25 protein-coding genes are annotated in these 25419 nt (G+C 67.2%); 10 read left to right on the top strand and 15 right to left on the bottom strand.

All coding sequences use genetic code 11. The features are described 5' to 3' along the window. Positions 1-6 precede the first annotated feature (6 nt). Complete coding sequence (gene mutL / locus ACSHZY_RS03940) at positions 7-1794, top strand: DNA mismatch repair endonuclease MutL (protein WP_435165721.1); 1788 nt, start codon at positions 7-9, stop codon at positions 1792-1794. 3 nt (positions 1795-1797) lie between these two features. On the opposite strand, the gene ACSHZY_RS03935 is transcribed toward mutL, so the two are convergent. The 5 genes from ACSHZY_RS03935 to ACSHZY_RS03915 are packed head-to-tail and all read right to left on the bottom strand — an operon-like array spanning position 1798 to position 7362. After that, the gene (locus tag ACSHZY_RS03935; RefSeq protein WP_435165718.1) at positions 1798-2883 is read right to left on the bottom strand and encodes a flagellar basal body P-ring protein FlgI; all 1086 of its coding nucleotides are present in this window, start codon (positions 2881-2883) and stop codon (positions 1798-1800) included. Next, a complete protein-coding gene (locus ACSHZY_RS03930) occupies positions 2880-3875 on the bottom strand; it encodes a flagellin (protein WP_435165715.1) in 996 nt (331 codons plus the stop codon). The genes ACSHZY_RS03935 and ACSHZY_RS03930 overlap by 4 nt, the downstream gene beginning before the upstream one ends. Position 3876: 1 nt before the next feature. Further along, entirely contained in the window at positions 3877-5187 is a 1311-nt protein-coding gene (gene flgK, locus ACSHZY_RS03925; RefSeq protein ID WP_435165713.1) for a flagellar hook-associated protein FlgK, read from the bottom strand. A 7-nt stretch (positions 5188-5194) separates the two neighbouring features. Next, a complete protein-coding gene (locus tag ACSHZY_RS03920) occupies positions 5195-6478 on the bottom strand; it encodes a flagellar hook protein FlgE (protein WP_435165710.1) in 1284 nt (427 codons plus the stop codon). Positions 6479-6537: 59 nt separating this feature from the next. Next, positions 6538-7362 (bottom strand): flagellar motor protein MotB, encoded by an 825-nt coding sequence (locus tag ACSHZY_RS03915; RefSeq protein WP_435165707.1) that lies wholly within the window; start codon positions 7360-7362, stop codon positions 6538-6540. Positions 7363-7523: 161 nt separating this feature from the next. Here ACSHZY_RS03915 and exbB point away from each other — a divergent pair, with 161 nt between their 5' ends. Genes exbB through ACSHZY_RS03900 form a run of 3 tightly spaced genes read left to right on the top strand, consistent with a single transcriptional unit; the run spans position 7524 to position 9722 of the window. Further along, positions 7524-8468 (top strand): tonB-system energizer ExbB, encoded by a 945-nt coding sequence (gene exbB, locus ACSHZY_RS03910; RefSeq protein WP_435165705.1) that lies wholly within the window; start codon positions 7524-7526, stop codon positions 8466-8468. A gap of 4 nt (positions 8469-8472) precedes the next feature. Beyond that, the gene (exbD, locus tag ACSHZY_RS03905) at positions 8473-8892 is read left to right on the top strand and encodes a TonB system transport protein ExbD (protein ID WP_435165702.1); all 420 of its coding nucleotides are present in this window, start codon (positions 8473-8475) and stop codon (positions 8890-8892) included. Next, positions 8889-9722 carry a TonB family protein gene (locus ACSHZY_RS03900; protein ID WP_435165699.1) on the top strand — a complete coding sequence of 278 codons (834 nt, stop codon included), beginning with the start codon at positions 8889-8891 and terminating at the stop codon, positions 9720-9722. The genes exbD and ACSHZY_RS03900 overlap by 4 nt, the downstream gene beginning before the upstream one ends. Positions 9723-9742: 20 nt before the next feature. Here ACSHZY_RS03900 and ACSHZY_RS03895 read toward each other — a convergent pair whose 3' ends face one another. Beyond that, positions 9743-9916, bottom strand: coding sequence for a DUF1328 domain-containing protein (locus tag ACSHZY_RS03895; RefSeq protein ID WP_435165697.1), 174 nt, complete (start codon positions 9914-9916; stop codon positions 9743-9745). A 153-nt stretch (positions 9917-10069) separates the two neighbouring features. Between ACSHZY_RS03895 and ACSHZY_RS03890 the strand changes: the two genes are divergently transcribed. Genes ACSHZY_RS03890 through ACSHZY_RS03880 form a run of 3 tightly spaced genes read left to right on the top strand, consistent with a single transcriptional unit; the run spans position 10070 to position 11593 of the window. Further along, complete coding sequence (locus ACSHZY_RS03890; RefSeq protein WP_435165694.1) at positions 10070-10345, top strand: hypothetical protein; 276 nt, start codon at positions 10070-10072, stop codon at positions 10343-10345. Beyond that, complete coding sequence (locus tag ACSHZY_RS03885) at positions 10342-10749, top strand: phage holin family protein (protein WP_435165692.1); 408 nt, start codon at positions 10342-10344, stop codon at positions 10747-10749. Before ACSHZY_RS03890 ends, ACSHZY_RS03885 begins: the two co-directional genes overlap by 4 nt. Next, on the top strand, positions 10733-11593 hold the full coding sequence (locus ACSHZY_RS03880) for a hypothetical protein (RefSeq protein WP_435165689.1): 861 nt from the start codon (positions 10733-10735) through the stop codon (positions 11591-11593). The genes ACSHZY_RS03885 and ACSHZY_RS03880 overlap by 17 nt, the downstream gene beginning before the upstream one ends. Positions 11594-11634: 41 nt before the next feature. On the opposite strand, the gene ACSHZY_RS03875 is transcribed toward ACSHZY_RS03880, so the two are convergent. The 4 genes from ACSHZY_RS03875 to ACSHZY_RS03860 are packed head-to-tail and all read right to left on the bottom strand — an operon-like array spanning position 11635 to position 15713. Beyond that, on the bottom strand, positions 11635-13185 hold the full coding sequence (locus ACSHZY_RS03875) for a phospholipase D family protein (RefSeq protein ID WP_435165686.1): 1551 nt from the start codon (positions 13183-13185) through the stop codon (positions 11635-11637). A 49-nt stretch (positions 13186-13234) separates the two neighbouring features. Next, on the bottom strand, positions 13235-14989 hold the full coding sequence (locus ACSHZY_RS03870) for a sensor histidine kinase (protein WP_435165683.1): 1755 nt from the start codon (positions 14987-14989) through the stop codon (positions 13235-13237). Further along, a complete protein-coding gene (locus tag ACSHZY_RS03865; RefSeq protein WP_271974804.1) occupies positions 14986-15570 on the bottom strand; it encodes an RNA polymerase sigma factor in 585 nt (194 codons plus the stop codon). Before ACSHZY_RS03865 ends, ACSHZY_RS03870 begins: the two co-directional genes overlap by 4 nt. After that, positions 15567-15713 carry a NepR family anti-sigma factor gene (locus ACSHZY_RS03860; protein WP_435165680.1) on the bottom strand — a complete coding sequence of 49 codons (147 nt, stop codon included), beginning with the start codon at positions 15711-15713 and terminating at the stop codon, positions 15567-15569. The genes ACSHZY_RS03865 and ACSHZY_RS03860 overlap by 4 nt, the downstream gene beginning before the upstream one ends. Before the next feature lie 102 nt (positions 15714-15815). Between ACSHZY_RS03860 and ACSHZY_RS03855 the strand changes: the two genes are divergently transcribed. After that, complete coding sequence (locus ACSHZY_RS03855) at positions 15816-16625, top strand: response regulator (RefSeq protein ID WP_435165677.1); 810 nt, start codon at positions 15816-15818, stop codon at positions 16623-16625. Positions 16626-16774: 149 nt separating this feature from the next. Further along, positions 16775-17278, top strand: coding sequence for a hypothetical protein (locus ACSHZY_RS03850; protein WP_435165674.1), 504 nt, complete (start codon positions 16775-16777; stop codon positions 17276-17278). 60 nt (positions 17279-17338) lie between these two features. Here ACSHZY_RS03850 and ACSHZY_RS03845 read toward each other — a convergent pair whose 3' ends face one another. The 5 genes from ACSHZY_RS03845 to ACSHZY_RS03825 are packed head-to-tail and all read right to left on the bottom strand — an operon-like array spanning position 17339 to position 24267. Next, positions 17339-18037: an endonuclease/exonuclease/phosphatase family protein gene (locus ACSHZY_RS03845; RefSeq protein ID WP_435165671.1), complete on the bottom strand. Its 699-nt coding sequence runs from the start codon at positions 18035-18037 to the stop codon at positions 17339-17341. Positions 18038-18072: 35 nt separating this feature from the next. Then, positions 18073-19407 (bottom strand): phosphomannomutase, encoded by a 1335-nt coding sequence (locus ACSHZY_RS03840; RefSeq protein WP_435165668.1) that lies wholly within the window; start codon positions 19405-19407, stop codon positions 18073-18075. Beyond that, positions 19404-21107, bottom strand: coding sequence for an ABC transporter ATP-binding protein (locus ACSHZY_RS03835; RefSeq protein ID WP_435165665.1), 1704 nt, complete (start codon positions 21105-21107; stop codon positions 19404-19406). Before ACSHZY_RS03835 ends, ACSHZY_RS03840 begins: the two co-directional genes overlap by 4 nt. 56 nt (positions 21108-21163) lie before the next feature. Next, positions 21164-23095, bottom strand: coding sequence for a MacB family efflux pump subunit (locus ACSHZY_RS03830; RefSeq protein WP_435165662.1), 1932 nt, complete (start codon positions 23093-23095; stop codon positions 21164-21166). Continuing rightward, positions 23095-24267, bottom strand: a complete 1173-nt coding sequence (locus tag ACSHZY_RS03825) for an efflux RND transporter periplasmic adaptor subunit (protein WP_435165659.1) — start codon at positions 24265-24267, stop codon at positions 23095-23097. Before ACSHZY_RS03825 ends, ACSHZY_RS03830 begins: the two co-directional genes overlap by 1 nt. A gap of 119 nt (positions 24268-24386) precedes the next feature. Here ACSHZY_RS03825 and ACSHZY_RS03820 point away from each other — a divergent pair, with 119 nt between their 5' ends. Continuing rightward, complete coding sequence (locus ACSHZY_RS03820) at positions 24387-25409, top strand: MGH1-like glycoside hydrolase domain-containing protein (RefSeq protein ID WP_435165657.1); 1023 nt, start codon at positions 24387-24389, stop codon at positions 25407-25409. Positions 25410-25419: the final 10 nt, after the last annotated feature.

The following is a 25419-nucleotide window of genomic DNA, read 5'->3' as shown; positions in this document are numbered from 1 at the left end:
GCCATCATGCCCGACACCCTTCCGCCCCGCCCCGTCATCCGCCAGCTGGACGAATCCGCCATCAACCGCATCGCTGCGGGCGAGGTGGTGGAACGTCCCGCCTCGGCCGTGAAGGAGCTGGTGGAGAACGCGCTGGACGCCGGCGCGCGCCGCATCTCGGTCGATTACGTTGATGGCGGCAAGACCCTGATCCGCGTGACCGACGACGGCTGCGGCATGGGGCCGGACGATCTGCCGCTGGCCCTGACGCGGCACGCCACGTCCAAGATCGACGGCAGCGACCTTCTGGCCATCCACACCTTCGGCTTCCGGGGGGAGGCGCTGCCCTCGCTGGGCGCGGTGGGCCGCCTTTCCATCACCTCGCGCTGCGAGGGGGGGGCGGGCGCGGTCATCGCCGTCGCGGGCGGCCGGGCCGAAGCCGTGCGCCCTGCCCCGGCCCGCAACGGCACCGTGGTGGAACTGCGCGACCTGTTCTTCGCCACGCCCGCACGGCTGAAATTCCTGCGATCCGACCGGGCCGAGGCGCAGGCGATCGCCGACGCGATCCGCCGTCTGGCCATGGCCGAACCGACCGTAGGCTTCACCCTGACGGATGCGGGCAGCGCGCGGGTGATCTTCCGCACGGACCCCGAGCCGGGCGACTTCTTCGATGCGCTGGCGGGGCGGCTGGGGCGCATCCTTGGCCCCGATTTCGTGACCAACGCCCTGCCCGTGGACATCGCACGGGACGATCTGCGGCTGTCGGGCTATGCCGCCCTGCCCACCTATTCGCGCGGATCGGGGACGCAGCAATTCCTGTTCGTGAACGGACGTCCGGTGCTGGACCGGATGCTGACCGGTGCGCTGCGGGCCGCCTACATGGACGTGCTGTCGCGCGACCGGCACGCGGCGGCGGTTCTAGGCATCACCTGCGACCCGCAACTGGTGGACGTGAACGTGCATCCGGCAAAAACGGAAGTGCGGTTCCGCGATCCCGCCGCGGCCCGTGCGCTGATCGTGTCGGGGCTGCGACAGGTGCTGGCGGGGGCGGGGCACCGCGCCTCTTCCACCGTGGGGACCGAGACGCTTGAAGCGTTCACCCCGGAACCGCCGCGCGTGTACCAGATGGACCGCCCTTCGCAGCCCGTGCTGACACGGAGCACGGCCTGGCAGGCGCCGCTGGGTTTTGCCGAAGCCCCCTCGGCCCGGGTGGAGGAGGCGGTTGCGGCGGACGAAACCCTTCCCTTGGGTGCGGCACGCGGGCAGGTGCATGGCAACTACATCATCGCGCAGACCGCGCGCGGCATGGTCATCGTCGATCAGCACGCCGCGCATGAACGGCTGGTCTACGAACGCTTGAAGACGCAGCGCGACGCGGCGGGCGTGGCCGCCCAAGCCCTGCTGATCCCCGACATCGTGGAACTGTCCCCGCCCGACGCCGCGCAGCTTCTGGACATGGCCGAGGATCTGGCCCGCCTTGGCCTGACCGTCGAAGCGTTCGGCCCGGGGGCGGTGGCGGTTAGGGAAACGCCCGCCATCCTGGGCCGCGTCGATGCGGCGGCCCTGTTGCGCGACATCCTGGACGAGTTGGCCGAAGGGGACAGCACCACGCTTCAGGCGCGGATGGACGCCATCCTGTCGCGCATGGCCTGCCACGGATCGGTCCGCTCCGGCCGCCAGATGCGGGCGGAGGAGATGAACGCCCTTCTGCGCGAGATGGAGGCGACGCCCAGATCCGGCCAATGCAACCACGGCCGGCCCACCTATGTTGAACTGGCCCTGCACGACATCGAACGCCTGTTCGGCCGGCGCTGACCCTTACCGGACCAGCAGTTCGGCGTGCAGCGCGCCCGCCGCGTCGATGCTTTTCAGGATGTCGATCATGTCATAGGGCGCGACGCCCAGCGCGTTCAGGCCCGCCACCACCTGCGACAGGCTGGTGGAACCTTCCAGTTCGGCCAGTCCCGTGCCCGGGTCCTGTTCCATCTGCACCCCCGTGCGCGGCACCACGATCGTCTGACCGGGAGAGAAGGGGTTGGGCTGCACCACCTGCGGCGTTTCCTCGATCCGCAGGGTCAGGTTGCCCTGCGCCACGGCCACGCGGCTGATGCGCACATCCTCTCCCATGACAATGGTGCCGGAGCGTTGGTCGACGACCACGCGGGCCCGTGTCTCCGGCTCCACCAGAAGGTTTTCAAGGGTGGCCAGAAGGTGGGCGGGCGACTGGCCCCGCAGGTTCAGTTGCACCGTGCCCGAATCCTGCAGGGTCGCGATGCGACCGAAGGCCTGATTCACAACCGCCTCGATCCGTGCGGCGGTGGTGAAATCGGGGTTCCGCAGGGCGAGACGCAGGGTCTGCAGCCCGTTGAAGTCGAACTCCACCTCCCGCTCCACCCGCGCGCCGCGGGGGATGCTGCCCGACGTGGGAACCCCCTGCACCACGCGCGCCGCCTGCCCTTCGGCCGAGATGCCGGCCGCGATGATGGTGCCCTGCGCCACGGCATAGATTTCCCCGTCCGCACCGTTCAGCGGCGTCATCACCAGCGTGCCGCCCAGAAGGCTTTTCGCGTCGCCGATGGCGGAAATGGTGGCGTCGATCTGGCTGCCCGACCGTGCGAAGGCCGGCAGGCTGGCCGTCACGAACACGGCGGCCACGTTCTTGGGGCGCAACATCTCCCCCGTGACGTTCACGCCCAGCCGCTCCAGCAGGTTGGCCATGATCTCCTCGGTGAAGGGGGAGTTGCGCAGGCTGTCGCCCGTACCGTTCAAACCGACGACAAGGCCGTAGCCGACAAGATCGTTGCCGCGCACGCCGTCGTAATCCACCAGATCCTTGATGCGGATCGGGGCCGCCGCCACGGGAAGCGCGAAGCAGACAAGAAACAGGACCAGCCGCCACATCACAGGAAGTCCGTCAGCGACATCTTCGACAAACGCGCGGTCACGGAATACAGCGTTTCGATCTGCGTCTGCGTCGCTTCCAGTCGGACGGCGCTTTCATAGCTGTCCACCGACAGGATGTCGGTGCGGGCCAGTTCCAGCGCCGAGATCTGCGCCGTGTTGCGTGTCTGGATGTTGGCCAGACGCCCTTCGCCCGCGCCAAGACGGGCCATCAGGTCCGTCCGCTCATCTCCCCCTTTCAGGATCGCCCCGCCAGCCCGCTGCGCCAGGTCCTGACGTTCGGCCGTCTGCCCTTCCAGCGCGCCTTGCGACAGAAGCGCCCCCATGGCCAGCCCCTTCAGGGTCTGCACGATCGCAGGGTCTGTCGCGGTGACCGAGGCCTGAACGCGGTCGCTTTCCCCCACGGTGTAGGGCGCGCGCTCCGCTCCGCCCTTGTAGGCGACGGCCGTGAAGTCCGAGGCGAACCAGTCGTTCACCGCAGCCTCCAGCTCCTGGGCCGTGCCGGCACCGGCCGTGGCCTCTCGCAGCGCCGACAGTATGGTGTCCGCATCGGCCAAGGGGGCGGTGTTCACTTCGGTGCCGCCGAACAGGCTTTGCCCGCTGACGCTGGTGTTCAGCGACGACACGGTCGCCTGAAAGGCCTGCAGGGCCGTCTTGCCCAGCGTGTCGACGGAGGAGGCCGTGCCGGTCATCGTCGGGTTCGACATCTCGATGCCCAGGGCGCCGATCGAGCTGTCAATCGCCTCAAGCGCATCCTGCGTGCCGGAGGTCAGCGTCGCCGCCAGCGTGGCCGCCGTGCCATAGGCCTCCAGACGCGCCAGGCTGCCGGTGATCGCGGAAAGTTCGGTGAAGTCGCCCCCCACGGCCCGCCCGGTGTCGGCGGCAAGGCCCGTGACCGTTTCCTGCGACAGGCGCTGCACTTCGGATTGCAGCGAGGTGTTGTGGCGGCGAAGGGCGAAGGTCTGGGCCATGTCGGCCAGCGTCACGGAAGCCATGTCACAACTCCAGCAGGGTGTTCATCATCGCATCCACGGCCTGAATGACCTTTGCGTTGGCGGAATAGGCCTGCTGGATCACCAGCAGGTTCGTCATCTCGGCATCAGAGTCGACGCCGTTCGCCAGTTCGGCGGTGCGCAGCGTATCATACTGCGCGGTCCGGAAGCTGGCCTCATCCTCGGACGCGATGCGGGCCGAGGAGACGCCGGACAGAAGATCCTTCGCCGCCCCTTCCGCCCCGCGCCCTTCCCCCATGGCAGACACAAGCGCGCCGAGGCGCGTGGCGTCGCCCGCCGCCCCTTCCATCGTGGCGCCAAGCCCGTCGCGAAGGCGCCAGGGCTCCTCCTGCAAGGCGGCGTTGACCTGAAGCCCGTCGGGCCCCGCCTCGATCAGGCCGCTGCCGGCAAAGCGGGTGGTCAGATCCTGCGCCACCGTGTCCAGATCGGCCTGCGCTTCCACCCCCAAGGCGTCGCGGATGTCGAACTGCGCGGCCAGTTCCCCATCCCCCAGCGAGGTCATGGGATGCCCGTTCAGCGTCAGCCCCGACAAGGCACCCGACTCGGTGGTCATCTCGGCCGTCATCGTGTTGACGGGGGAAAAGCCCAGCGTCGGGGCCTTTCCGTCCAGAAGCGTGGCCCCGCTTTGGGTCACCAAGGCGATGCGGCCGTCGTCCCGTGTCACTTCCCGCAGGGGGATCTGGCGGGCAATGCCGTCCACAAGCGTTTGCCGCTGGTCCTGCAGCGTCGTGACGTCCTTGCCCGATCCGCCCATGCTGGCGATCTGGGTGTTCAGGGTTTCCACCTGCTTCAACGCCGTGTTCAGATCGCGCACGGTGGTCGCGATCTGGCCGTCGGCCTTCAGGCGGGCGGCTTGAACGGTGTCGCCAAGGCTGTTGATCCGGCTGGCCAGCGTGTCCGCCGCCTGCACCGCCGTGCCCAGCGCCGTGGCCGATTGCGGCTGGCTGGCCGCATCGATCAGCGCCCCTTCCAGCCCCGAAACCATCGATCCCAGCGATCCCGTCGCGCCGGCCACCCCGATCGCCTCTTCCAGATCGCTGTGGAAGCTGGCGCGGGCGGTGCTGCCCGCGCTCCCCGCCTCGGCCGTGCGGCGGTCGGCGGTCACCGCCTGATCCACGAAGCGCGTGACCCCCGTCACCGCCACGCCGCCCGTGGTGCGCGTGGTCAGCGACATCTCGCGCCGGGAATAGTTTTCGTTCAGGGCGTTCGCGATGTTCTGCGAGGTGAGGTCGGCCGAACGCGACGCCGCGTTCAGGCCAGATTGCGCGATGGAAAGGGCGGAGCCAAGCGACATGCTGTCCTCAACGTTTCAGGTCGGTGGTTTCCTGCAACATCTCGTCCACCGTCTGAATGATCTTGGCATTGGAGGAATAGGCGTGCTGCGTCTGGATCAGGGCCGTCAGTTCATGCGCGACGTCGGTGGTCGACTCCTCCAGCGTATAGCCTTCGGTCGTGCCCACGGGGCCAGTGCCGGCATCCCAAAGATAGAAGGCGCCCGCCTCGTTGGTCAGCTCATACGTCTGGTTGTTCAGCGTCTTCAGCCCCTCGGGGTTGGGGACGTCCACCACCGGCACCTGATAGATGGTCCGGCTGAAACCTTGGTTGTAGATCGCGATCACCTGACCGTTCTGGTCGATCTCCACCGATTTCAGGCTGCCGATGGCCGAGCCGTTCTTCTGGATCGACGACGGGGTGTAGGTGTCCGACAGCTGCGTCATGCCGTCCCGCGCGCCATAGGTGCCGATGTCGAAGCTGACCTCCGTCCCGCCCAGGGTCATGCCGATCGTGCCGGTTTCGGGATCATAGGCGCCGCCGGACAAGGTCTGAACGCTTGACAAGGTCCCGCCCGCCGCTTGGTTGGTGTCGAAGGTCAGAAGGTAGCTGCCCGTCACCTCTCCCGACGCCTCGTCCCGCAACTCCATCGTCCATTGGTTGGAGGCGGCGGTGCCCGTCGCCTCCACCGGGGTGAAAGTGGCGGTCAGGGCCTGTGACGTCCCCATCGTGTCGAAATATTCCATCGTCTGCGTCAAGGGCTCGGACGTGGCGCCGGGGCGCGTGGCGGTGGCGGGCAGGTTCACCGCCATCGACATTTCGGTCGTCGGATTGGACATGGCCTGGTTCAGGTTGATCTGGACAGGCTGCAGCGCCGCCATGGATTCGCGCGCCACGGCCGGGATCGTCCCGTCGGCGTTGGCGGCCCAGCCCATCAGGGTCAGGCCCGAATCCGTGACAAGATATCCGTTGGCGTCCGTGCTGAACGATCCGGTCGTGGTCAGCACCGTGGTGTTTCCGTCGGCGGTGACGGGAATGAAGCCGCGCCCGTTGATCGCGATGTCGGTGGCGTTCGATGTGCCGATCAGCGCCCCGCTTTCCCCGATATCGCGCGAGGAGGTGGTCCGCACGCCGCCGGCGGCGTAGTTGCCGCCGCCCGAGCTGCCGGCGTTCACCATTTCATAGAACGAGGTGTCGACGCGCTTGTAGCCGTAGGTGCCGGAATTGGCGATGTTGTCCGAGATCGTGGCCAGCCGCGAGGAGTTTGCGTTCAGGCCCGCGACGCCGGCATTCATGGAAGAGGTGATCGACATGGAAATCGCGCCTTTCTGATGCAATGCCGGCAGCGTCGCCGACTCGGCTTAACATCGCCCTAACGGTCGTGGCGCAGCAGGATCAGTTCGATGCGGTTGTTGCGCACAGCCATCGGATTGGCGGTGACCGGGTCCCGGTCGGCATGCCCTTCCATCCGGCTGATCCGCGCCTGCGGAAGGCCCAGATCGGCCAGAAGACTGCGCAGCGCCTGCGCCCGCCCCGCCGAAAGATCCCAGACCGGATTGTTCTTCAGCGTGACTGGATAGGTGCGAACATGCCCCGACACCGCCAGGCCATTCTTTGTCAGCGCCAGCACATCGGCCAGCACCCATGCGATGTCGCGCATCACCGGGCGCGGCACGGACGTGTCCCCGTCGAACAGCGGCACTTCGGGAAGGTCGAACACCTCGATCACCAGGCCTTCGTCGGTCACGCGCGTCACGACATGGCGCAGAGCGTTCTGCATGGTCATGCTTTCGCCGCCCCGGGCGCGAAGCAGCTCGTCGATGTTGCTTTGCTGCTCTTTCAGGCCAGTGTCGCCACGGCCCGCGTCGCCCCGGGCGCGGTCCACCTCGGTCGGCAGGATCTGCGAGGCGCCGGAGCCGTTCTGGGCCATCTCCTCCTCGGAATAGACGCTGTCGCCGCCAAACATCCCGGCCCCGCCGCCCGACACGCGGTTGATCGGAATGGTGGGGTTGAAGAAGTCGGCGAGCCCCTTGCGCTGCTTTTCCGTGGTGGCGTTCAGCAGCCACATCAGCAGGAAGAACGCCATCATCGCCGTGACGAAATCGGCATAGGCCACCTTCCAGGCGCCGCCGTGATGGCCCCCGCCGGCGACCACCTTCTTGCGCTTGATGATGATGGGGCGGTTTCGGTCGGTCATGGGCGGCTCCTTTGCCCCTCGACCGGTAAAGGACAATCCTGAAGGGGGCTTTAATGGCCCAGGCGCCGGATTTGTTGACCATTCCGCATGGGATTGAAACTTGACTGTTTAAGTCAATAATCCTAAGGCCGCTGGGAAGGTCATTTGAAAAGGGTGGTGACATGATGGTTCGCGCTGGCGCCGTGGTTCTGGCAGGCTTGCTTCTGGCGACATCGGCCGGAGCGCAGGACGCGCCGCCCCCCGTCGCCACCGAAGCCCCGGTCCCGCAGGCCGCCCCCCCGTCCACACCCGCGCCGGCCGCCGAACCCGCGCCCGCACCAAGTGCGGCAACGCCGGTTCAGGACGCCCCCGCCGCCGCGGCCCCCGCGCCCAGCCCCGCCGCGCCGGCGGCCAAGCCCATCCTGCCCGTCCATGACCTGTCGGTGATGGGCATGTACCGCCAGGCCGACTGGGTGGTGAAGGCCGTGATGCTGCTGCTGCTGGCGGCCTGCTTTGCCACCTGGACGGTGTTCCTGTTCAAGACGGTGCTGTTCGCGGGCGCCAAGACGCGGCTGCGCCACTCCTCCCGCCAGATCCGCGAAGGGGACAACCTTGCCACGGTCGCCAAGGCGCTGGACGGCCGCCGCGACCCCGCCAGCTTCATGGTGCACGCCGCGCTGGACGAACTTCGCCGGTCCGACGCCGCGCTGGACGTGGCCGGCGTGGCGGGCGTGAAGGAACGCGTCCGTTCCATCGTCGAACGGATCGAGGCGCAGGCCGGGCGCCGCATGCGCAAGGGCACGGGCATCCTCGCCTCCGTCGGGTCGGTGGGGCCGTTCGTCGGCCTGTTCGGCACGGTCTGGGGCATCATGAATTCGTTCATCGGGATCGCGGAAAGCAACACCACGAACCTAGCCGTCGTGGCCCCCGGCATCGCCGAGGCGCTGCTGGCCACGGCCATCGGCCTTGTCGCGGCCATCCCGGCCGTGGTCATCTACAACACCTTCGCGCGGCGCATCGCGGGCTACAAGCAGGCCCTGGGCGATGCGGGCGCGGGCGTCGAACGGTTGCTGAGCCGCGATCTGGACTTCCGCCACGCCCCGAAACATTCCATGGCGGCGGAGTGATCTGATGGCCGGTGGTATCCGCGACGACGACGATCTGGAAGAATCGCACGAAATCAACGTCACTCCGTTCATCGACGTGATGCTGGTGCTGCTGATCATCTTCATGGTGGCGGCCCCGATTTCCACTGTGGACGTGGCGGTCGACCTGCCCAGTTCCAACGCCGCCCCCCAGCAGCGCCCGCAGGAACCGGTCTACCTGACCGTCCAGCAGGACCTGACGCTGAACCTTGGCAATGCGCCCGTGGCGGCGGACGCTCTGGCCGCGACGCTTGACGCGCGGACCGGCGGCGACAAGGAACAACGCATCTTCCTGCGCGCCGACGAGGCCGTGCCCTATGGCCAGTTGATGGGCGTGATGAACCAGTTGCGGGATGGGGGGTATCTGAAGGTCGCACTGGTGGGATTGGAAGGGGGCGCGCCATGAACGCGAACGGCGCCGACTGGCTGTCCCAGATGACCCGGGCCGAACAGCGGCGCGAACGTCTGGGCTGGGTGGGCGCCGCTGCGGCCGTGGCCGTCGCCGTGGCCGCCACGACCGCCATCGCGATGCACAGCGACCGCGAAGGGCAGCGGGACGAGGACGCGATCCTCATCAACCTGGAACCGCCCGCCGCGGCGCCCCCGGCGCAGGCCGTGTCCGCCCCCGCGCCCGAAGTGCCGCAAACCGAAGCGCCCGAGGCGCCGGAACTGATCGAGGAAGCCGCCCCGCCACCCGAGCCGCTGGCCGAGGACATCCCCCTGCCAGAGCCGGAGCCGCTGGAAGAACTCCCGCCTCCGAAACCGGACGAGATCGCCCTGCCCGACGCGCCGCCGCCCCCGCCGCCGAAAGTGCGGCCGGTGGAACGGCCGGAGCGTCCCGAACGCGTCGTGCGCGAGGAGCCGAAACGCGAACGCGCCGCACCCCCGCCGCAGAACGCGGCCCCGGCAGCCCCGTCCCGCACGCAGGGACAGGCGCAAAGGCAGATTTCGGCAGGTGCGGCGCAAGACCTGCGGAGGCAGTGGGGCGCGCAGATCAGCTCTCGAATCGAACGTCGTCTTAGAGGAGGAAGAGGCAAAGGAATAGCGACCCTGCAACTGACGGTCACATCGTCAGGGCAGCTTCTGGGCGTCTCTTTGCTCTCATCTTCGGGTGATCCGGCCTTGGACCAGAGGATCATGCAGGCGACACGATCCGCCGCCTCCAGTTTCCCGTCAGCCCCCGCTGGATTGACGGAAAGCCGCTACTCCTTCGAAATTCCAATGGGTCTGAAGTGATCGAGCCAGAAGCCGCCCCGTCACACGGGCGGCTTTCCCTTGGCCGTGCGCAAGGCGACGGTCAGCAGGAACAGCGTCAGGAACACGCCGAACAGGATCTGGCCTATCGTTTCGGCCATGCCATCGATGCCGGTGAAGCCGAAGGCGGCCGCCAGCATGGCGCTTATGACAAAGGTCAAGGGCCAACCGAGCATGAAATTCTCCTGTTGTCATGCAACGCAGAATTGCGAATCCATCATCGCCAACCAAGGTTTCACGTATTTGTTCCAAATCCTTTCGTCTCCATTTCGGAACCGGCAGGACATTCCCTTCGTTTTCCCCGCAACTGGCCGATGACGGAGATGCCGATGCCCTTCACCCAAAAAAAGCATGTGCGAGAGATGGATGAGGCAGTGACCCGGGCCGCGCGGGAAGCGCGTCGCCGTGCGTCGGATTTTGCTGATCGGCTGGACCACAAGGCGCATCGCAAGACCTGCCGCGGAAAGGCCGGAGCCCGGCTGGAGGAGGCGCAGGGCTGTGTGGAGGACGCGCGCGATTTCACCCGCCGCCACCCCCTTTCGGTGGTTGCAGGTGCTGCGGTGGCCGGCGCGGTTCTGGCCACCGTGCTGCGGCGCGGCAGATGACACCCGGGCGCCCCCCTCTGCCCGGCACGCCCTTGTCGGATCTGGCCACCATTCTGGGCCGGATGGCCGCGGACGAGATGGCCTTGGCCAAGGCCGAGGTCGCGCTGGGGGTCCGGCAAATGGCCGGAGGCGTCGCCTTTCTGGTGGTGGCGGTGGTGCTGCTGCTCGTGGCTCTGAACATGCTGGCGGGATCCGCTTCGGCGGGTTTGGCCTTTGCCGGCGTCCATCCGGTCCTGGCGCCGGCGCTTGTGGGGGGCGCGCTTCTGCTTCTGGCCGGTGGGCTGGTTCTGTGGGCCGTCTCGGCCCTGCGAACCTCGCGCCTGCTGCCGGTCCGCACCGCCGCGCGCTTGCGCCGTGACATTGAACTGATCAAGGAGATGATGACCCATGACTCGCAAACGTAACTTCCGCGACATCGAAGAAGATCTGGATCAGGATCGCGCCCAGCTTGGTTCGATCTTCGACAACCTGTTCAACCGCTCCACGGTGGACATCCTGATGCGCGAAGCGATGCACACGATGCGCGCCAATGGCGGGGCCCGTGAAACGGCCGAAGCCGTGATCCGCCGCAACCCGATGGCGGCGGGCGTCGTGGGTCTGGGCTTGGCCTGGATGCTGTTCGGCAGCACCCGCAAGACCAAGGTGGAGGAGGATGTGGAAGAGGCGAAGGATGACCTGCGCCGCACCGACCGCCGCGCCCGCCGCTTTGCGGAAGAGGAAGTCGAGGCCGTGGAGGACAGCGCCTGGGCCGACGCCATGGACCGCCTGCGGGCCCGCGCCTCGATCCACCTGCGGGAACTGGAAGAGGACGCCGCCGCCTACAAGGACGACCTCGCCGCGGGTCTGAGCGAGAAAGCCGACGAGGTGCGCGATTTCGTGGCCGAACGCGCGGCCATCCTGTCCGATCTGGCCGAAGACCTGCGTGAACGTTTCGCGGAGGGCTTGGACGAGTTTTCCGCCACCGCCCGCGAACGGATCATCAAGGCGCGTGAAGAAGCCTATGCCGCCCGCCTGAAGGCGCAGGAAGCCCTTGGGAAAAGCGGACGCGAGGCCAAGCGCGTGGTGGAAGATCACCCGATGGTTTCCGCCGCCGTGGTGCTGGCCCTTGGCACCGCCATCGGAACCGCGGTCTATCGCGGGCGCCGCAGCACGGCCGACCGGGTAGCCGAGGATCTGGACGACGCCGCCGATGCGGTCGAGGAAGAGGCCCGCACCCGCTGGCGCCGCCACAAGGCCCGTCGGGGCTGACACGGAAAGGCCCGCGACTGCGGGCCTTTTTCCGCTGAAGGTCAGACCATCTCTTCCGGCACCGGCACGGACTGGCCGAATTTCTCCGAGATGCGGAGGTCGTAGGGCAGGATGAAGCCCTGGCGTTCTTCGGGCGGCCGGTTCAGGTTCTGCATCGCAAGGCGGGCCCAGGCCTGCGCGGCCGTGTCGGGATCGAAGAACGCAGCGCCCGCGTTCATTGGCAGCCAGTGGGCCATGGCACGGCGGCGCAACTCCTCCACGTCGCGGGGAACGTTCAGGTAGACGCCGGCTTCAGTGTCCCAGCGCAGGCTGCGCCCGTTCAGGTTCGCCGAGGAGACGATCGCCGCAGTGTCGTCGAAGATCGACACTTTGGCGTGGATGTAGATGATGGGCGCGTCCTGCAGCCTGTCCCGATCAAGATCGGTTTCCCGCCCGGCCCGACGGGGCTGCGCCGCCCCGCCCACGAACATGCGGGGCCCGAACCCCTTGCGCAGGATGCGAAGGGCGCGGGCCTGAAGATATTCACCATACCGCACATCCAGACCGAAATGGTTCTCGAAGGCCACATCCTCGGGGGCGGCCGGCAGGATCAGGATCAGGGTCAGCTTCGGGTTGGCCCGCGCGGTCCGGGCCAGCCGACGGGCCAGGGACAGGCTGCGGAAGAACTGCGTTTCCAGATAGATCAAACGCTGGGCCCGATCGGCCAGCGCCTCATGCCCCTGCTGCAATTCGTGGGCCACCGTTACCGGCACGTAGTTCCAGATCTTCAGCCGCTTGCGCCGCGACAAGGTCCGCAGCAGGCGCCGCTGGGGCGACGGGTCCATGCGCGCTTCGGTCACGGCCATGAAGGTTTCCAGATGATTCTGCGCCTCCGCGACCACGGGGCCTTCCATCATCACCTGCACGTCATGCCAGGTCTGCGCAGCCGGACGGTCGTGCTGGGGCGTGTCATAGCGGCGTTCGTCCAGATCCAGACCGCCGATGTAAAGCTTCCGGCGGTCGAACACGGCCAGCTTCTGGTGATGCGTCGCCGGATAAAGGCGCGGCACGCGGAAGCGGCGGGTGTGGAAGGTGCCGTCCGCCTTCTGCCACAGCCGCCGCGCCAAGCCCGGCATGTCCCGCATCGCGGCGGCCCGGGTGGCGGGGTCCTGCCGGTTCAGCCAGCGGCAGATCCGGTCCATCCGGCGCTGCACCACCGGCCAGAAGGCCAGCCGGATCAGCAACCCCGTCCGGGCCGGATGCATGGCGGCAATGGCCTCAAGACGGGCGGCGGGACCGGCGAGTTCGGCCGCCGCGTGCAACATGCGGATGCTGCGCCATGTGCCGCGGTGCAGGGCCGACCGGGCGATCGGATCGAAATCCGTGATGCGGATGTGCAGGGCCACGCCCCTGCGCAGCACATGCACGATCAGGTCGAACCAGGTGCTGCCGACGGCCAGCCCTTCGGGCGAACGCAGCCGGGTGCGAAGGTCGAAAATGCGAAAGCTCGCATGGATTTCCACGCGGGCTTCCAGGAAAGCGCGCTCCAGTGCCGGGAACGCTTCCGACCCCGTGATGAAAACCTGCGTCGACGTTCGCTTGATGTCCCTCACGGTTCCTGCCTGCATCGCCTTCCGGCCGCCGCTTCGGGCGGCCGAACGTTCATCGCACGGCCCCCCCGGAGATTCGGGCCTCCCCTTCGTTCAGGGGCCGCACATCGAAGGTCACGCGCAGGGTATAGTTATCTTCATCCTGGGAAATGTCGACACGTCCCCCGACCTGTTGGGAAAAAGCGCTCAGCAATTGGGCACCAAGACCCGTGCCTTCGACCGGATGGGTGGACACGGGGCGCGGGCCCATGGTGTTCTTCACCTCCAGCACCGCCTGCGTGCCCCCTTCGCGCCACATCGACACCCACAGGCGAGGTTGGCCGTCATGGGAGCCTGCGTATTTCAGCGCGTTGGCCAGCGCCTCCGTCAGGAGAAGGGACAAGGGAACGGCCTGGTCGGGCGTCAGGCGGACATCGGCAAAGCTGTGTTCAAGGCCGATCTGCCGTCCCGGCCCCGTCGCGATCTGAACCACCTGACGGGTGATCTCCACCAGCAGCTCATCCGCGCGGATGTCCGTCAGGCCGCTGGTCTGGTACAGCCCGCGATGGATGGTCGCAAGGCTCATGACCCGTTCCTGAAGGCCCTTCATCAGGGTCTTCGCCTCGGCCGAATGGGCCTGCCGCATCTGCATGTTCATGATCGACGCGATGAGCTGGAGGTTGTTCTTCACGCGGTGATGCACCTCGCGCAGAAGAACCTCCTTCTGGTGAATCATGTCCTCCATCTCCGCCTCGTCGTGGAGGATGGTGTCGGTCATGTTCTCGAACGTTTCGGCCAGATCGCGGATTTCTGCAGGGGCGGTCGCCATGTCCATCTTGCCGATGATGCGCTTGCCGTCGCCAAAGCCCAGCATGGCCGAACGCAGCACGCGCACATGCCGCGTGACCAGACGTTCCACGGACAGGAAGGCGACCAGCAGGCAGCAGATCCACATCACCAGCGGCAGCGTGATCGAGGGCAGCGCGCGCAGGTACCACACCGCCTGGCTTTCGGATGGCCAGCTTCCCATCGCGTACAGCATGTCCGGCACGATCGGGATCACGGCATAGGCCCGCTGGGATCCGTCCAGCGTGCGGGCGGTGAAGGACATGTCCGTCGCTTCCCTCGCCAGGGATTTCAGCGAATGCGATTGCGGCAGGACGGTGTCGCGATCTTCGGGCCGCACGGTGGAGGTGAGGACGCTTCCTTCGCCGTTGAACGTCATCAGTTCGGGGCGAAGGCTGGCGCCGGCGGACAGGGCGCGGTCAACCAGCGCATCATGCGCCAGCGACAACGAGATGAAGCCCAGAAGCGTGCCCGCCGCATCACGGACCGGCTGGCCCACTACGATGACGGGCTGCTTCGACAGCATCCCTTGGGGCACCAGAAGGATCCAGGGCTTCACCTCCTTGAAGGCGCGCCGGAACGTGAGGCTTTCGCTGATGTCCGTGCCGGCCGCGGAGGACGCGCAGATCAGGCGCCCGTTCACGTCGGCAAAGGCGGCCAGCGTATAGAATTCGGATTTCGCCACCAGCGCCTGAAGCGATGCCGAGCAGCTTGCAGGATCCTGCAGCATCGGGAGGATGACGTCCGACAAGGCAGATACTGCCCCCCGTGCCTGCTGGACGACCAGAAGATCCGACTGCGCGGCGCGCATCGTTTCCCCCAGCAGGGCCGCTTCGGACCGGGCGCGGCTTTCCTTCAGCATCTCCGCGGATTGCAACGCCGACACAACGCCAAGGGGCAAGAGGGCGATGGCCAGAAGAAAGGCCAGCCTGAAACCCAACGTTCCCGTCAGGTTCCGAAACCTGGCCTTCCAGTTGATCATGCGGCGTTCACACCCGATTTCGACATCACGGCCATCGTGGCCCCGTCGACACCGGAGAACACTTGCTCGCCGTCGTCAAGATGAAGAAGCTCGGCCAGACGGGTGCGGGCACGGTTTGCGCGGCTTTTCACCGTTCCGACCGCGACGCCCATCATGTCGGCGGCATCCTCGTAGGAAAAGCCCGAGGCGCCGACCAGGATCAGGACCTCGCGGTGTTCCGGCGTCAGCTTGTCGAAGGCCGCACTGAATTCGGTGAAGGCCATGCGACCGTCATGATCGGGCTTCACGAACAGCGTCGCGGCGTGGGCGCCTTCGGGATCGGGCACCTCGCGGCGTGTCTTGCGCTTGTCGGAATAGAACGTGTTGCGCAGGATCGTGAACAGCCACGCCCGCAGGTTGGTGCCCGCGGTGAACTTGTCGAAATTCGTCCACGCCTTCACGATCGTATCCTGCACGAGATCGTCGGCGACGGACACGTTCCGGGTCAGGGAGATGGCAAAGGCCCGCAAGGCCGGCAGATGGTCGGGCAATTCGTCGCGCGGATCGCGCACACCTTTGGGCAACACCTGCGGGCTGGTCATGTTTGCGGACCTTTCGCGCGCAACTGCGCAAGCAGTTGCGTGAACCTGTCGGGAACATCCTGTTCCAGCGCTTCCTCGTAAACCCGCTTCAAATTGTCGTCGATCTGCTTGTAGGGTACGGGTCGATCGCGCTCTTTTGCCATCTGGTCCAAATCTCGCCACTTCCGATTTTGCAATCTTGTTGGGAACCGAACGTGATGCCAAGAGTTTGGTTCCCGAGAAAATGAGCTTGAAGGGAACATTCAATGCCGTCAGACGTCACTGCCGACCTTTCTTCCGTCATAGCGGCGAACCTTCCTTACCTTCGCCGCTATGCCCGGGCGTTGACCGGCAGCCAGTCGACCGGCGATGCCTTCGCAGCCGCCACGCTTGAGGCGATCCTAGAAGACACTTCGATCTTCGACATGACCGGCAACGCCAAGGTTGCCCTGTTCCACGCCTTCCACCTGGTCTGGGCCAGCGCCGGTGCCCCGCTGGGCGAACCCGACAGCCGCCTGTCCGAGAAGGCCCAGAACCACATGGCGCATCTGACGCCGAACACGCGTGAGGCGCTGCTGCTGCACGCCATCGAAGGCTTCACGCATGAAGAGATTGGCACAATCATGCAGGTCGAGGCGGGCGAGGCTTCCGAACTGATCGAGATCGCGCAGCGCGAAATGGCCAATGCCATCGCCGGCAAGGTCATGATCATCGAGGATGAGGCCATTATCGCGATGGACATCTCGGCCATCGTCAAGGAAATGGGCCACACCATCACCGGCATCGCCCGCACCCGGACGGAAGCCGTTGCCCTCGCCTCCTCGGAACGGCCCGACCTGATCCTGGCCGACATCCAGCTGGCCGACAACTCGTCGGGGATCGATGCGGTGAACGACATCCTCAAGCAGTTCGACGACGTGCCGGTGATCTTCATCACGGCCTTCCCCGAACGGCTTCTGACCGGCCAGAAGCACGAGCCGGCCTTCCTGATCACCAAGCCGTATCACGAGGATCAGGTGCGCTCGGCGGTGAGCCAGGCGATGTTCTTCTCCTCGACCGAGACGCTGATCGCCTGATGGCAAGATGGTGATGTCCTGTGTCATGCAGGCTTAACCACAACCGGCCGCTCATGTTCCAGAAGGGCGTCAGGGGAACCTGGCGCCCTTTCCTTACGTTCTGAGGGCATCGTCGCGAACGACCGCGACCCTTTCAGGAGAAGATGCCCATGCCTTCGAAATTCCTGCCTTCCGCCGCCCTTGCCGCCGTTCTTGCCCTGCCCTTCGCGCTTCCGGTCCACGCCCAACAATGGGCCGATTCGATCGATGTCGGCGTGACCGCGAACGAGATCACGAGCCCCGCCGCCGCACAGCGTTACGCCACCGTGGACGCGGACCTGACGGCCGCCATCGCCGAAGCCCTGACCGCCAAGCCCGACAGCGCCGAAGGCGGGGCCCGGATCACTGTGGATCTGGATGAAGTGGCCTTGGCCGCGCCGTTCGCCGGAACCCCCGGCCCGACCACGGCCGTGATGGCCGGCACGGTCAGCGTGGAAGATCAGGGCAGCTCAGGCAGCCAGCGCAAGTTCAATCTGGCCGTCGCGATGAACCAGATCATGCCCTACGTTCCTGGCAACCAGAACGTCACCGTGGTCGATGTCTCCAGCGACGCGGTGTATCAGGCCACCCTGAAAACCTTTGCCGCCGCCGTGGTGGACAACCTGCCGAAGTAAGGCTTCAGGCCTTCCAACCCTATGCCGCGCCGGTCTCCTTGGGGCCGGCGTCGTTTTGCGTCAGTCCGGCAGGACCAGCCGGGCGCGGACGGGAAGGTGATCCGACGCCCGCCGCGACAAGGCGGACACGTGGACGGTGAAATCCTCGATCCGCCCATGGCTCAGCATCACGCGATCTAAGGGGAGGATGGGGAACGGCGCAGGAAAGCTGGGCGCGCGGGCGCTTTGCGGGAAGTGCGGCAGGAACCCCTTCAGCGTCGCCTCGCCCCGCCGCCATTCGTTCGTATCGCCCATCAGGACGGTTGGACGGTCCGACAAGGCGGCCAGCTGGTCCAGAACCATGGCCACCTGCTTGATGCGGGACTGCCCCAGAAGCGCCAGATGCGTGCCGATGACCCGAACGGGCACGCCATGCACCACGAGATCGGCCACAATGGCGCCGCGGGGTTCCAGCCCCGGAAGGGCCAGACGTTCCACTCCCTCCACCTCGGTGTCGCGGCGCACCAGCATCACGTTGCCGTGCCACCCGTGGGAGCGTTCGCGCAAGCCCCGCACCTCCACCCTCTTCAGGCCCATCGTGGCCAGCCGGTCCAGATCCAGAAGGCCCCTGCGGTCGCCAAAACGGGCGTCCGCCTCCTGCAGGGCGACGACATCGGCCTGAAGTTCCTCGATGACATGGGCGATGCGGGTCAGATCGCGGCGGCGATCGATCCCGATCCCCTTGTGGATGTTGTAGGAGGCGACGGTGATGTCTGGCATGGTGGCGGTATCCTTTGGATGGGATATGGGCCGCCTTAACCCTTTGGGCAAATCCGCGCGCGAAGGACTGCCATCTGACGCGCGACCAGGGCCGCATCCCCCCGCGCTTCCACGTTCAGGCGCAGCAGCGGTTCTGTGTTGGAAGCGCGCAGGTTGAACCGCCAGTCGCCCATGTCGAGGCTGAGGCCGTCCAGATCGTCCGGCACCCCGTCGAACGCCGCCTGCACCCGCGCGATGGCGGCGGGCACGTCGTCAATGCGGAAGTTGATCTCTCCGGAAGACGGAAAAGCCGCGCGCCGCGCCGCCACCAGATCGGCCAGGCTTTGGCCCGTGCGGCCCATGACCTCGGCCACCAGAAGCCAGGGGATCATGCCGCTGTCGCAGCAGTGGAAGTCGCGGAAGTAATGATGCGCCGACATCTCGCCGCCATACACGGCGCCCGTATCCCGCATCGTCCGCTTCAGGAAGGCGTGCCCGGTGCGGGAGGCGACCGCGCGGCCGCCTGCCTGTGCCACCACGTCCCGCGTGTTCCAGATCACGCGCGGGTCGTGCACGATCGTCGCCCCCGGCTCTTTCGCCAGAAAGGCCTCGGCCAGCAGGCCCACCACGTATTCGCCGTCGACAAAGGCGCCCGTGCCGTCGAACAGGAAGCATCGGTCGAAATCGCCGTCCCACGCCACGCCCAGATCGGCCCCCGTCGCGCGCACGGCCCGTGCCGTGGCGTCACGGTTTTCGGGAAGCAGGGGGTTCGGGATGCCTTGCGGAAAGGTCCCGTCCGGATCGTGGTGATGGCGCAGGAACCGCAGTCCGGTTCCCTCCAGCCCCGCCGCCAGCGCGTCGAAGCTGGGCCCCGCCGCCCCATGCCCCGCGTTCACCAAAACGGTCAGCGGGCACAGCGCGCGGCGGTCCACGAACCCCAGAACCGTCCGCACCCAAGCCGCCCGCGCCTCGGCCGCGACGTCGCGGCAGGGGGCGGATCGTCCAGAAGGCGCCATATCCATCAACGCCCGGATCGGCTCCAGACTGTCCAGAGGGGCGGCCCCGGCACCCACCAGCTTCATCCCGTTGTAATCGGCCGGATTGTGGGATGCCGTGACCATGATCCCGCCGGACGCGCCGAAATGGGCGGTGGCGTGGTACATCTCCTCGGTCCCGCACAATCCAAGGTCCAGAACCTCCGTCCCTTCGGACCGGGCTGCCGTCATGATCGCCTGCGCCAGTTGCGGGGAGGAGGGACGGTTGTCGCGCCCCACCACGATGCAGGAGGCATTCAGATGCCGCACGAAGGCGCGGCCCAGACGAGCGGCGAAGCCGGCGTCCAGATCGACGCCCAGCCGCCCGCGGATGTCATAGGCCCCGAAGGCCGTCATGCCGCCGAAAGCCGGGCGTAGCGGCCGCCCGAAGCCTCCAGCTGCGCATGGGTGCCGGTTTCGGTCACGCGCCCTTCTTCCATCACCACGATCCGGTCGGCGTGGCGGATGGTGGCCAGGCGGTGCGCGATGATCAGCGTGGTGCGCCCGACCGAAAGCGCGTCCAGCGCGGCCTGAATCTCGCGCTCGGTTTCGGTGTCGAGGGCGGAGGTCGCCTCGTCCAGGATCAGGATCGGCGGGTTCTTCAGGAAGGCGCGGGCGATGGCCACGCGCTGCTTCTGACCGCCCGACAGCATGACGCCGCGTTCGCCCACCACCGTGTCCAGCCCGTCCGGCAGGGCCGCGATCATCGGCGACAGTTGTGCGCGATGGGCGGCTTCCAGAATCTGCTCCTCGGTCGCGTTCAGGTCGCCATAGGCGATGTTCTCGCGCAGGGTGCCGCCGAACAGGAACACATCCTGGCTGACGATGCCGATCTGGCGGCGCAGGCTTTCGATCGTCATGTCGCGGATGTCGGTGCCGTCGATGGTGATGCGGCCCGCCGTGGGGTCATAGAAGCGCGGCACCAGTGCCAGAAGCGTCGTCTTGCCCGCGCCCGAGGGGCCCACGAAGGCCAGCGTCTCGCCCGGCCGCACGTTTATGCTGACACCTTTCAGGATCTGGCGGCCCGACTCGTAACCGAAATGCAGGTCCTCGAAACGGATCGCGCCGGTCAGGGGGCCGGCGGGGCGGGCGTGGGGGGCATCGGCGATCTCCGGCTCGATGTCCATCAGCTCCTTGTAGCGGGCGAAGCCGGCGATGCCCCGGGGATAAATTTCGATCACCGAGGCGATCTTTTCCAGCGGGCGGAAGAACACGCTGACCAGCAGCAGGAAGGCCACGAAGCCGCCCGCGGACAGCTGCCCCGCCAGCACGAACCAGGCCCCCGTCACCATCGCGATGACCTGCACCGCGCGCATGCCCATGTAGTTCAGGGACACCGTCTGCGCCATCACGCGATAGGCGGCCAGCTTCGTTTCGCGATAAGCGGAGTTGTCGCGCGCGAAAAGCGTCTTCTCGTGCTCCTCGTTGGCGAAGGCCTTCACGACGCGGATGCCTCCCACGTTCTCCTCCAGCCGGACGTTGAAGTCGGCCACGCGGGAATAGATGGTGCGGAAGGTGTTGGTCATCCGGCCGCCGAAATAGATCACCAGCCCCACGGTGACGGGCACCACCAGCGCCGTGATCAGCGCCAGTTGCAGGTGGATCATCGCCATCAGGACAAAGGCGCCGGCAAAGGTCATGACCGCGATGACCAGATCCTCGGGGCCATGGTGGGCGACCTCGCCGATCTCCTCAAGGTCGCGGGTCACGCGGGCGACCAGCTTGCCCGTGCGCTGGTTGTCGTAATAGCTGAAGGACAGCTTCTGCAGATGCTCGAACGCGCGGCGGCGCATCTCCGTCTCGATGTTGATGCCCAGCATGTGGCCCCAATAGGTCACGATGGCCATCAGCCCCGAGTTGAACAGGTAGACGATCAGCAGCCCCAGGGCCGCCAGGATCGTCAGCGCCAGATCGCCCTGCGGCAGAAGGATGTCGATGAAGCCCTTGATGGCCAGCGGGAAGGCCAGTTCCAGCACGCCCGACAGGATCGCGCAGCCGAAATCCAGAAAGAACAGCGGCATCCACGGCCGGTAGTAGGAGAAGAATTCGCGCAGCATGGGGGCCTCCGGTCTGACCCCCTTCCCCTACGGTTTTGGTGCGGAATTGGCCAGCCTCATTCCCGCGTCAGCGCTTCCACCGGATCGAGGCGCGAGGCCGCGCGCGCCGGCAGGAAGCCGAAGGTCACGCCGATCACGCTGGACGACACCACCGCCGCGATGATGGAGGTGGAGGAGTAGATCAGGCTCATCTGCGGGATGGCGGCCTGAAGGGCCCAGCCAAGGCCCAGCGCGAGCGTAATGCCGAGCACGCCGCCCAGAAGGCAGACCAGCACCGCCTCGATCAGGAACTGGGTGATGATGTCGGCCCGCCGCGCGCCCACGGCGATGCGGACCCCGATTTCCTTCGTCCGCTCCGTCACCGAGACCAGCATGATGTTCATCACCCCCACCCCGCCCACGAACAACGAGATGACGGCGATCCCCGCGATCAGCATCGTCAGAGTGCGGGTGGTGGAGGTGATGGCCTCGCGGATCGTGTCGGTGTTGGTCAGGAAGAAGTCCTGCTTGCCGTGCCGCGTGGTCAGAAGCTGGGTGATCAGCGCCTCGGCCGTGTCCATGTCGAAATCGTCGGCCACGCGGACCGAGATGGAGTTGACGTAATCCTGCCCTGACAGGCGCGCCATCGCGGTGGTGTAGGGGATGAACAGGTTCAGCGCCGACTGGGGGCCGAAACTGGTGCCCGACGCCTCCACCACGCCCAGGATCCGCACCGGCACGCGACCCATCATCACGACCTGCCCAACGGGGTCGGCCGCGCCGAACAGGGCGGTGGCGCCGTCTGTGTCGATCACCGCCTCTTGCGCGTAATGGGACACGGCGGTGGCGTCGAAGGTGGCCCCGCCCACCGTCTTGAAGGCGCGGGCGGCAAAATACTCCACCCCCACGCCCGTGACGCTCGCCGACAGTTCGGTGGCGCCGAACCGGATCGTGGCGCTGGCCGACACGGTGGGCGACACGCCGGCGGCGTAGGGCTGGACGGCCAGCGCCTCCGCATCCTCGGCCGTCAGGGCACGGATGCGGTTGGCGCTGCGGTCCCCGAAGCCCGACCCGTTGCGGATGTCGATCGTGTTCGACCCGATGTTGGAGATGTTGGCCAGAACCTGCTGCTGGCTGCCCGACCCCAGCGCCACCACCGACACGACGGACGCGATGCCGATGATGATGCCCAGCATGGTCAGGAAGCTGCGCATCCGGTGCGCGGCCATGGCCTTCACCGCCATGCCGAACGCTTCGCGCAGACGGTCGAGGCCGGGGGCCAGCGCGCGGCGCGACGGGGCGGCGGCGCGCGGGGCGGCCGTGGCGCCGGCCGCGCTGTCCGACACGATCACGCCGTCCCGCATCTCCACGATCCGGTCGCACTGGGCGGCGATGCCGGGATCATGGGTCACGATGACGATGGTGTGGCCTTCGGCGTGCAGTTCCTGCAACAGCCGCATCAGTTCCGCCCCCGAGACGGTGTCGAGCGCGCCCGTGGGTTCGTCGGCCAGGATCACCTCGCCCCCATTCATCAGGGCGCGGGCGACGGACACCCGCTGCTGCTGGCCGCCCGACAACTCACCGGGGCGGTGGTCCAGACGTTCGCCAAGGCCCAGCCGCGTCAGAAGCGCCCGCGCCCGTTCGCGGCGGGCGCCCCGCGCCACGCCCTTGTAGATGGCCGGAACCTCCACGTTGCCCACCGCGTCCAGATCGCCCAGAAGCTGGTAGCGCTGGAAGATGAAGCCGAAATGCTCGCGCCGCAGTTCGGCCAGATCATCGGGGGCCAGATCGCCGATCTCGCGCCCCCCGAACCGGTAGGTGCCGGCGTTCGGCCGGTCGAGGAAGCCGAGGATGTTCATCAGCGTCGACTTGCCGGAACCGGACTGGCCGACGATGGCCAGCATCTCTCCGGCGTGGATGTCCAGATCCACGTCCTTCAGAACGGCGATGCGCTGGTCGCCCGCCGCGTATTCGCGACGGATGCCGCGGATGCGGATCAACGGTTCCATCAGAAGCCCATCGGCCCGCGGCGCCCGCCGCCCGTGGCACGGGATAGCCCTTCCGCAGCACCCGAGGCGAGGATGCGGTCGCCTTCCTTCACGCCGTCCGTGATCTCGGCCGTGACGTTGTCGTTCAGGCCGACCTTCACCGGACGCGGAACAAAGCCCGTGCCGTCCTGCACCTGTACAGTGTAGGTGCCATCCGCACCCCGCCGGCCCAGCGCGGCCGATGGCAGGGTCAGCACGTCCTGCACGCCCTGAAGGGCGATCCGCACCTCGGCCGTCATGCCGATGCGCAGCACGCCGTCCGGGTTTTCGACGTCGAACAGCCCGTTGTAATAGATCGCCTCGTCCGAGGAGATGGTGTCGCTGTCCTCGATCCCCGCGGGGGCGGGTTCGATCTGGCGGACCGTGGCCTGGAACGTCCGGTCCGGCGCGCCGAGGATGGTGAAGCTCACCTCCTGCCCCGGCTCCACGCGGACCACGTCCGCTTCCGAGATCTCGGCGTTGACGACCATGTTCTCCAGATCGGCCAGCTTCACGATGGTGGGGGTGGACTGGTTGGCGTTCACCGTCTGGCCGGCCTTGGTGACCACGGCCACGACGGTGCCGTTCATGGGCGCGGTGATGCGGGTGCGTTCCAGCTCCACCTCGGCATCCGACACGGCGATGCTGGCGTCGTCGCGGCTGGCCTTCAACTGGTCCAGCGACGCCTTGGCGATGGCCAGATCGGCCGAGGCCTGTTCGAACGTTTCCACAGTCAGGCTGCCGCCACGCGACAGGCGGGCGCTGCGGTCATAGGTTTGCTGCGCCTGCACCAGCGTCGCTTCGGCCGAGGCGATCTGCGCCTCGATCCCGGCCAGCGTGGCCTTGGCGCGGGCGACGGCATTTTCCTGATCGCGGCTGTCGATGCGGGCGATCAGGTCGCCGGCCTGCACGGTCTGGCCCAAGGCGACGGCCAGTTCCTCCACCTCGCCCGACACGCGCGCGCCCACGCTGACGAGGGAGGAGCTTTCGATCTGCCCCGAGGCCAGCACGTTCACCGACACGTCCCCGCGCTTCACCGCATAGGTCGCGGGCGGGATGGCGGCCTCACCGGACCTGTCCTGCCAAAGATACGCCCCCACCCCCAGCGCAGCCGTCACCGCCAGCGCGGGCATCCACAACCTGCGTCGTGCCATTCGTCCATCCGTTCCATCTGTCGCGGCGAATATGGGGTGATACGGCGGCGCCCGCCATATCTGTCGCGGAACCCCCGCCTTTTTCGCGGATTGACCCGCAAAGGAATGCGGAGGTTTCCATGATCCTGAACATCGCCCAAGCCTTGGACATCCTGTCCGCCGCCGACCGGGGCACGTGGACGGCACCCGACGGCGCGCCGCAGGACGCATTGACGTCGGCCTTCGTGGTGCGGGCCTTGTCGGTGGCGCATCCGGATCGGGCGTGGGCCGAGCTGGAATCGCTTCTGGCCGCGCAATGGCCGGACGGGATGGTGCCGCATCTGGTCTATCACCAGCCGACGGAGGCGTTCCCCGCCAGCGGGCTGTGGGTGACGGGGCGGCCGGTCACCACCTCCGGCCTGACGGCGCTTCCGATCTGGGGCAGCGTGCTGCGGCGGCTGCACGAACGCGCGCCCGATGCGGCCCGCGCCCGTGCGGCGCTGACGGTGATCGACCGCTGGCACGGCTGGTTCGGCACGCATCGCGACCCGCAGGGCACCGGCCTGTTCGCGATCCTGCATCCGTGGGAGTCGGGGCGGCCGGACGCCCCGGAATGGCAGGTTCCCTTTTCCCGTGTCCCGACCGAAGGGGTGGCGTCCTACCTGCCCGCAGCCGCGCCGGCAGCGCAGGCCCGCAGCGTCTGGCTGATCGAACGCTTTCGCTCACTCGGTTGGGAAACGCCGGAACTGCACGACACCTCCCCCTTCCGCGTGGTGGATCCGGGTGCGAACGCCGTCCTGATCCGCAGTTGCGAGGATCTGGCCGCCTTGGCCGACGCGCTGGAGGAGCCGGAGATGGCCGAAGGCAACCGCCTGATCGCGCAGCGCGCACGCGTGGCCATGGACAGGCTGATGCAGGACGGACGGTATCTGCCGCTGGACCGCATCACCGGCCACAGGATCCAGACCGCCTCGGTCGGGACGGTTCTGCCGGCTTGGGCCGGCCTGCCGGTGGAGGCGCAGGTGGAAGGCGTGGTGGAGCCTTGGGCGGCGGCGTTGGTTGCTGATGCCCCCGCCGTCCGGATGGAGGCGCCCGTGCCCGCGGACGATGTTCTGGCGGCCGCCCTGTTCATCGAAAACGCGACGGCCGCATCGGCGCGTTGACACTTTGGTC

Origin of the sequence: Falsirhodobacter sp. 1013 (genome assembly GCF_051195255.1) — a bacterium.
Lineage (GTDB): Bacteria > Pseudomonadota > Alphaproteobacteria > Rhodobacterales > Rhodobacteraceae > Falsirhodobacter.
Note: the sequence above shows the minus strand (reverse complement) of the source record. Positions and strands in the feature narration are given on the sequence as shown.